Origin of the sequence: Lujinxingia litoralis (assembly GCF_003260125.1) — a bacterium.
Taxonomy (GTDB): Bacteria; Myxococcota_A; Bradymonadia; order Bradymonadales; family Bradymonadaceae; genus Lujinxingia; species Lujinxingia litoralis.
Genome location: NZ_QHKO01000012.1, coordinates 126,313 through 132,366, shown reverse-complemented (window position 1 = coordinate 132,366; position 6,054 = coordinate 126,313). Strand labels below are relative to the sequence as shown.

At 56.8% G+C, this 6,054-nt stretch carries 5 protein-coding genes and 1 pseudogene; 3 read left to right on the top strand and 3 right to left on the bottom strand.

What is annotated here, in order from left to right; genetic code table 11:
- Positions 1-340: 340 nt before the first annotated feature.
- A complete protein-coding gene (locus tag DL240_RS18170; RefSeq protein ID WP_158542752.1) occupies positions 341-961 on the bottom strand; it encodes a DUF1707 domain-containing protein in 621 nt (206 codons plus the stop codon).
- 311 nt (positions 962-1,272) lie between these two features.
- Here DL240_RS18170 and DL240_RS18165 point away from each other — a divergent pair, with 311 nt between their 5' ends.
- The 3 genes and pseudogenes from DL240_RS18165 to DL240_RS21005 all read left to right on the top strand — a co-directional run.
- A complete protein-coding gene (locus DL240_RS18165) occupies positions 1,273-2,226 on the top strand; it encodes a PGN_0703 family putative restriction endonuclease (protein WP_146618406.1) in 954 nt (317 codons plus the stop codon).
- Between the two features lie 43 nt (positions 2,227-2,269).
- Positions 2,270-3,148 carry a hypothetical protein gene (locus DL240_RS19800; protein WP_146618405.1) on the top strand — a complete coding sequence of 293 codons (879 nt, stop codon included), beginning with the start codon at positions 2,270-2,272 and terminating at the stop codon, positions 3,146-3,148.
- 638 nt (positions 3,149-3,786) lie between these two features.
- A pseudogene (locus DL240_RS21005) lies at positions 3,787-4,041 on the top strand (transposase); the annotation flags it as partial.
- Positions 4,042-4,274: 233 nt separating this feature from the next.
- Here the strand turns inward: DL240_RS21005 and DL240_RS18155 are convergent.
- Together DL240_RS18155 and DL240_RS18150 are read right to left on the bottom strand one after the other, a co-directional pair.
- The gene (locus DL240_RS18155; protein ID WP_111731320.1) at positions 4,275-5,174 is read right to left on the bottom strand and encodes an IS66 family transposase; all 900 of its coding nucleotides are present in this window, start codon (positions 5,172-5,174) and stop codon (positions 4,275-4,277) included.
- Positions 5,171-6,054, bottom strand: an 884-nt coding sequence (locus tag DL240_RS18150; protein WP_233497088.1) for an IS3 family transposase, incomplete at its 5' end; no start/stop codon positions are given. The genes DL240_RS18155 and DL240_RS18150, both read right to left, overlap by 4 nt.

Here is a 6,054-nt window from a genome sequence, read left to right as displayed (position 1 = left end):
GGTATCGAGGGCACCCTCTCAGGTGGTCGGGGTATCGCCGGGTGGTGTCGAGGGCGGCGCGGAGGTCGCGGCGCCACAAGGTCGCGGTGTCGATGGCGAGTTTCGGTGCCCGGAGGGTAGGGCGGTGCGTTGTCGAGGGCCGGTCGGGATGCCCGGGGGGTAGGGTGGTGGAGTGTCGAGGGTAGGTCGAGATGCCCGGGGGGTAGGGTGGTGGGGTGTCGAGGGCCGCGGCATAGGAGCGGGGTGGACGGAGCGTGGGGTGTCGAGGGCGGCGAAACATGGTGGGAGGGGTGGCGGCGACTGGTGTCGATGGCCGCTTACGTTCGCGCGGCGCGCAAGCCTACTTCCGCTTGCGACGTTTTTTCTTACTCTTCGTCGCCTTGCAGCTCACGCTCCCCATCGCCGCAAAGCCCGTAAGGCGCACCACGGGCGCGCCGGACTTCACGTCGCGATCCTTGCCGTAGAAGGAGGCCAGGATGGGCACGCCCGCCGTCTCCACCGCCACGCCCTGCGGCACGTACACCTTCAACTCACCGAACGCGACGTTGCAGCGAATCTCCAGCACGCCGGAGTCGAAGTCGGCCCCGCTGAGGTCGATCCTGGCCTCGCCAAAGAGCACCGTGGCCTCAATGCGGGAGGGGGCGGGACCGTCGATCGTGCGCTTTGTCTCCGAGAAGATGCAGGTCACGCGCATCGACTCGTCGGCCCGAACGAGCTCGCCGCCAGCCTCGTAGGGCACGAGCTCGTCGGAGGCCTCGTCGGGCAGATCGTCGACAAGCACCAGGAGGTGCTCGCGCTTCTCGGCGCGGCTGGCGAGCTCCAGGCGCTCATCGAGCTCGTCCAGCGTGAGCAGGTCGTCGGCGTAGGCCTGCTGAAGGCGCTCGATGGTCTCTTCGCGGGCCGGCCCGAGCTTGCGGCTGCGGGCGCGGGGAACGCGGTCGGGGGGGAGGTTTTTGGGCATGGGGGATCCGGGCGTGGGGGGGCCGGGCGTAAAAAGGGGCACGGTGGCGGACGCGAAATCTATGGGTCGAAGACGTAGGACGAAGTGGGGTGGGTGGCAAGGTGTTTGAGGTGTCTGCGGCCCATGTGCATCGACTGTATCCGTGGGGACATGCGTGGCGCGTGGAGTGTTTGATGATCGTATGAAACGAAAATATCGGAGTGCGCCCGGATAGCCTTTCCCGTAGGGTGACCATATAGAACTGAACCCGGGCGGGGGCGACATAAATGATGATGACTCGCGACAAAGCCCACGATTTTATGGAGAAAAACATGACAAAACCACCGCATGATTCGACGCTTCTATCTCACGGTCTGGCGATCCCCTGGGATTCCGATGTGTTGAAAGTCGCGTCGGATACCTCCCGCACCGCGACCTATCGCCGACTGCAATCGTATTATCGCGAACATGTTCTGGGCGTGGGCGTGGGGTGTGATTCGAAAGAGGTTCCGCGGCCGAATCTCCTACCTGCGGCCGCTGTGGCGGAGAACCCGGGACTCAACTTTTTGACGCCGGAGATCGCGGAGTACACCCGGGCACGCTCAAGGTACGTCGTCTGTCACGGGGGCACGTTGGAGGAAGACCGGCTCTACCGGAACATGCTCTCGAGCATGCCGATGTGCTTCAATATTTTTGGCTACTGGCGTCAGTACCCGATGACGGCGGCGAGTCTGCTGGGCGAGCTGCTGGATCTGGATATTGCCGCGATCACGGCGATGGAGGTGGAGTGGATTCCTCGGGGGGCGCACCCACTCGGTGATAAGACGGCCTTCGATGCCGACGTCGAGTATCTGACACACGACAACGAACCGGGATTTTTGGGGATTGAGACCAAATACACGGAGCCCTTTAGCGCGAAAGAATATGATCGGGAGAGCTATCGGGCGCTGACCACGCCGGCGAACGGGTGCAAGGAGGGCGCGGCGGATGTGCTGGTGAAGCGGGCGACCAACCAACTCTGGCGGAACCTGCTGCTGGTGAAGGCGGTGCAGAAGGCGGAGGGATTCAAGCATGGCCACGTGGTGGTGCTGGCGTTGGCCGACGATAAGGGTGCAGCGAAGGCTGTGGAGGGCGTGCGGGAGCAGTTGGAGGTGCCGGAGAGCTGCGTGCGGGTGCTGTCGTTGGAGCGGTTGGTGGAGGGTGCGGTGGGGTTGGGAGTGGCGGGGCACGAGGCGTGGGGGAGGGCGTTTGGGGGGCGGTATTTGGAGGTGGGATGGAAACCGTAGAGTTGGCGTCGTAAAGCAACGGTATGATTGAGAAGGAGTAGGTGTGATTAGAGTGATTTTGGATACGAATGTTCTTCGGCAATTTGCTTATCAGGATCAACCTCATCTCGATGTGGAGGCCATTAATAATGCTCAAGAGGATCTCGGGATATCAATTGCGGATGGAACCTTTTTGGAGTTAGCCTCTCAACTTCAAGAACAACATATTTGCTTTGACGATTGGCGTAAGATTGTTGGAAAGGCGTCAATGATGTTGGATAACGAGCTGCCGATTTTTCCAGGGGGGTGTGATCTTCATCGATTATCAGGGGTTCGAGAGGATGGAGAGGTGGATATGGAAAAGGTTAAGTTGAGATCAATGCATTGTTGGCGGTTTATTGCTGAAGCTAATAGTTTGTCGGAGTTGGAACGAGAATACCGATATTTGGAGGGCGAAGTGCCCATAATCATGGGCGGTGGACCACTGCCGGCGGAAGATTTGCGGCAACAAAAGCACCAAGAATGGATCAAATTTGTTGAAGATATTAACAAAACATGGCAGCCAAAAAAGTCGCCATCAGCCCAGGAAGCAGCACAAGCAATATTGCTAAAATTAAAAGAGGTAGATGGGTTTAGTGGAAGGCAGCTGGACGCTGCCGTGCCATATGCTCGTGTAATGGGGTTTTATCTTCATTTGATCTTTCGCGGCTATGGCGCACAGAAGAATCAGAATGATGTTGTTGATAATATGCTCTTCTGGCACTTGTCGCTTCCAGCGGTCGTGGTCACGGATGATCGTAGGCTTGTCGGGTCACGTGCAATCCCCGCTGGGATTTCCACAGGTGTGGTGAGTGTTGCGGAGTTTAATGAGGGTGTGAAGGGTAGAAATGTTAATGGTCTGTTGCCGAAAATGGAAACATTTGAGGAGTTTATGAAGTGTTGATTTTTAGAGAGTGCTGTGAGAGGTGGAAATATATATTACGTCGATCGGTTGACGCGACCCCAACTTCAAGAACTACTCGGGTGAGCTTAACTTTATCAATGGAAATGTCGCATGGGCAAGGGCAACTCGCTGGATCTTCGATAACACGTCATCGCAGTCTATCGGCGAGGCAGGCGGACGTATTAGTAGTTGGAATGCCGCCAGCTTTAATGTGGGCGTGGCGACAGTCGGGCGCTGGCTGGCGCTGGAACGTCTTAATGGTAACCTCAATCCCAAGCCTTATGGTGGTAATGTAAAGCCCGTTTCTACCGAAGAAGAGCGCGCGATTCTCTTAGAATTCGTCACCGAACGACCTGATAGAACCAACGAGGAGTATCGGATGATGTTCGAGAAGCGCACGGGCAAACCCTCCAGCACCTCAACGATTTCCAGGGAGCTGAGTCGGCTCAAGTTAATATGAAAAAAAAGACTTCCAGGTTATTAGATTCCTGAGTAAAAAACATCGTCAGGTGTGTTAGGCATTTCGGGACGGTCTTATGAGCGATTTAAATCTCGACAATGTCATTATCCTCGATGAGAGGGGCCTGAATCTGGCGTTGAGTCGCTCGCGCGCGCGCCCTCCATAGGGCACACGAGCGTTTGGTGATCGACCCAGCCAGCGAGGAAAGAACGTCACGGTTGTTGCCGCCATCAACGCCGCCGGAGTTGCCTCGCAGACAACGTTTAATAACGCGCTCATCGGTCTGTGTTTCATCGAATGGCTAGAGCATTCGCTCTGTCCCACGTTGAAGCCTGTACATGTCGTGGTGATGGACAACCTAAAGGTTCATAACGTGGTGGGCGTTAACGAAGCCATCGAACCCATGCTGCTCTATTTGCCTCCATACTCGTGAGAATATTCGCCAATAAAGTTGATGTGGGTCTGGATGACGAACTGGTTTCGTACAGTGAAAGTTCGTGACGGCACGATTCTTTTGTTGGTATTACGCCGGTGTTAAGAGCACTTCTGGTTGAGTCGGTCGCCAACTGGTTTAGGCATTACAATTAAAATATACCAACTCAGGTCACGTGACCGGCACAATATATGGTTTTGTAAGCGTTCAGTCCCCCCTACTTTCTTACTCGTTTAAGCCAACGCAAGCACCGGCGCTGCCCTTCCACCACGCAACGCTTCCATAGAAGCGGTGATGTAGTCGAGCAAGCTTCGTCCCTGGCGTCGGCAGGTTTCGGCAGCGGTCCAGAGTCGTTCCATCAGCCGCAAACCCGCTTCACTCTTCGAGCCCCATGAGAGCTTACGCTGAATCACCGGGCCACGCAGTGCACGTTCGGCGCGATTGTTTGTGGGCTCAACGCCGTTGTGATCGAGGAAGGTCCAGAGCATCACATGTTTTTTGTCTTTGAGCAGCCAGCCGACAAATCCGGGCGGCTTCTCATCGAGCGCTTCTGCTTTTTTCAGCAGCTCCAGCCACCGGGGCACAACCTCTTTTTTCATCCAGGTAACAAACTCGCCTCGAGACCGCTCGCCGGCATTTACCTCGGTCCAGGCCTTTTGAAATGCCTCGCTTGATGTATGTAGTTTGGCGCCGATCTCCCCCATCGGCCCCTCTCGTGCGCCCATGGCGAAAAACTCTCGCAATAAATGAGCATGGCAGATCTGGCGTCGTTTTTGGGGCAAAAAACCGTATCCGTTATAGCGATCCGTAACGAAGATTCGCTCTTCCAACTCCCCGACAATCTCCTGGGCGAACTCCTTTCGACGACCCTCGCGCACGATGTAAAACGCCAGATTCTTGGTCTCCGCAACCCAGATCCAATAAGGCAGGTTGCCCAGTCTCCAGCCCGTTTCATCAAGCCCCACAACGCTTTTAGCGTATTGCAGTGCGTTGCGTACCTGCTCAAACCCCGGCTCAAGCGCGGTCGAGACCTCTTCAAGATGCTTTTGAAGCGTACCCAGCGAGCTCGGTGCGCCGATCACTTCGCTGATGAACCAGTCGACCTGTCGTCTGTAGTGCCCCCCATAAATCAAGCCACCAACTCGCCAAACTGAGCACCATACTCAGCCGGTGATTTATACCCGAGCGCCTGGTGGGGCCGCTCAGTGTTGTAGAACTCGACCCAGCTCTCAATCGCCTCCCGCGCCTGCGCAAAGGTCTTGAAGTTGGTCATCCAGATGCACTCCTCTTTCAGCGAACGGAAGAAACGCTCAATCAGCCCGTTCTGCTGCGGCGTATACGGCGTGATAAACTCCTGGGTCAGGCCGTACTGCTTGCAACTCCCGGTAAACGACTTCGATGTGAACACCTTGCCATTATCGCTGCGCAGCACCGGTCGCGACTCGCCGTTGGGATAGATAAGGCCAAAACGCTTTAAACAGGCGCTCTCCAGGGCTCGCTGCGCCTCTACGGCACGACCTCGGCGAGCGACGTCGATGCCAACAATCTCGCGGGTGCAGCAGTCAATCACCGCCATCACGCCAATCCAGCCGTCTTGTTCGCAATACAAACTCGTCGCATCCATAGCCCAACGCTCATCGGGCTGTGAGGCTTGTGAAACAGACTGAGCCACACGCGGGCGAGGCGTATTTACGATGCAGCGGGCCTGCCAGCCGTTCTCGCACATCAAGCGCTCGACACGTTTTTTGTTGATGCAACGCAAGTCACGAAAGCGAAGCCAGGCCCAGATTCGGCGGTAGCCCCATGTCGGGTACTCCTCAACAAGCTCCGCCATACGCTGCACGAGCTCGCGCTTCTCACGCTCCTTTTCGAGGTTGACCACCCGGCGGCTCACACCCTTTTTCTGACGCCAGACCGTCGAGCGATTCAGCGCCAAGAGCCCGCACAACCTCCGCTCGCTCACGGCCGGGTGACGTTCCATCAATCCTCGGAGCGCCACCCTGAGCCAAAAGG

Excerpts from the sequence above, each read along its gene's own strand:
- DL240_RS18170 (WP_158542752.1), bottom strand. The coding sequence starts at position 961 with ATGCCCAAAAACCTCCCCCCCGACCGCGTTCCCCGCGCCCGCAGCCGC.
- DL240_RS18165 (WP_146618406.1), top strand. The coding sequence starts at position 1,273 with ATGACAAAACCACCGCATGATTCGACGCTTCTATCTCACGGTCTGGCG.